The following is a 1,283-nucleotide window of genomic DNA, read 5'->3' on the forward strand; positions in this document are numbered from 1 at the left end:
GTTAGGTGCAAGCCGCCTGAAATTCGATACATAGAGCACTTTAAGCAACTGAAAATTAATGAAATTGACAATAGTATAAACCAAAAACCATTTAAGACATGAGAAAATTAGAAGAAATATGCAAAGTTTCACTCATTTCGATGGGACTTTTGTTCCTTCTTGTAAGTAGTTGCAAGAAAGATAATAATAATACGACAACACCAATCATTTCTGATTCAGAAATATTTAGCCTTAGCTCAAATGCAGTTACCATAAGAAGTTCCTTTTCAAGCTATGGAGGCTCTGAATTAACGACTCAAGGCATCTGTTGGGGTTTAATGCCAAGTCCAACTATTTCTAATAGTAAAAAAGTTGGAGGTTTGAGTGATAGTATAATGTTTTGCAGAATTGAGGGATTGATACCAAATACAAAATATTATGCAAGAGCATTCGCAACTAATGTGGCAGGCACTAGTTATGGCAGTGATATTTCCTTTACATCGAACAATACTGTAACAGATATAGATGGAAATGTATATAATACAGTAACTATCGGCACTCAAATTTGGTTGGTGGAAAACCTTAAAGCAACGAGGTATAATGATGACACAGATATACCATTGATGAATGAAAATTCATCATGGGACGTAATCGACTCGCCCGCTTATTGTTTGTACGATAATAATATTGCAAATAAGGATTTATATGGTGCATTGTACAATTGGCCAACCGTAAATTCTGGTAAGCTCTGCCCAGCAGGTTGGCATGTTCCATCAGATGCAGAATGGACTACACTAATCGATTACCTCGGAGGCGATTATGTTGCGGCAGAATTTTTAAAAACAGTCGGAACTAATTGGATCTCTCCCTATAGTCAAGCAAATAATTACTCAGGATTTTGTGCTCTTCCAGGAGGTACATCTGGAACAGCTCTTGGTTCTTTTTCTGGGCAAGGTAGAGTATTGGTTTTATGGTCATCTACAATAAAATATTCTCGTGGTGATTTTGGATGGAATATTATCCGGGCAATACATGAAAATAATAGAGTACAAAGAGATATATTTTTGTCCAGAGCTGGTGCCCTAAATTTCTTATCTGTTCGTTGTATTAAAAACTAAAACTCAATCCAAAACCATTAATCTGAAAAGAAAGCCAGAAATTTTATTTAAAATGGCCAGCACCTAACATATGGTATAGCCAATAAGGGTTTGAGAGGTATGCGTTGGTTTTAACTCGCATCAAATTCAATGTACACTGATAAGTTATCACTCCGCTCTCCCTTACTGGCCATACCATCAACCGTT

1 protein-coding gene is annotated in these 1,283 nt (G+C 36.3%); it reads left to right on the plus strand.

What is annotated here, in order from left to right; all coding sequences use genetic code 11:
* Positions 1-140 precede the first annotated feature (140 nt).
* Entirely contained in the window at positions 141-1,097 is a 957-nt protein-coding gene (locus DWB61_RS17545) for a fibrobacter succinogenes major paralogous domain-containing protein (protein WP_158614463.1), read from the plus strand.
* Positions 1,098-1,283 lie beyond the last annotated feature (186 nt).

Origin of the sequence: Ancylomarina euxina (genome assembly GCF_003863355.1) — a bacterium.
Lineage (GTDB): Bacteria > Bacteroidota > Bacteroidia > Bacteroidales > Marinifilaceae > Ancylomarina > Ancylomarina euxinus.

Excerpts from the sequence above, each read along its gene's own strand:
- DWB61_RS17545 (WP_158614463.1), top strand. The coding sequence starts at position 141 with ATGGGACTTTTGTTCCTTCTTGTAAGTAGTTGCAAGAAAGATAATAAT.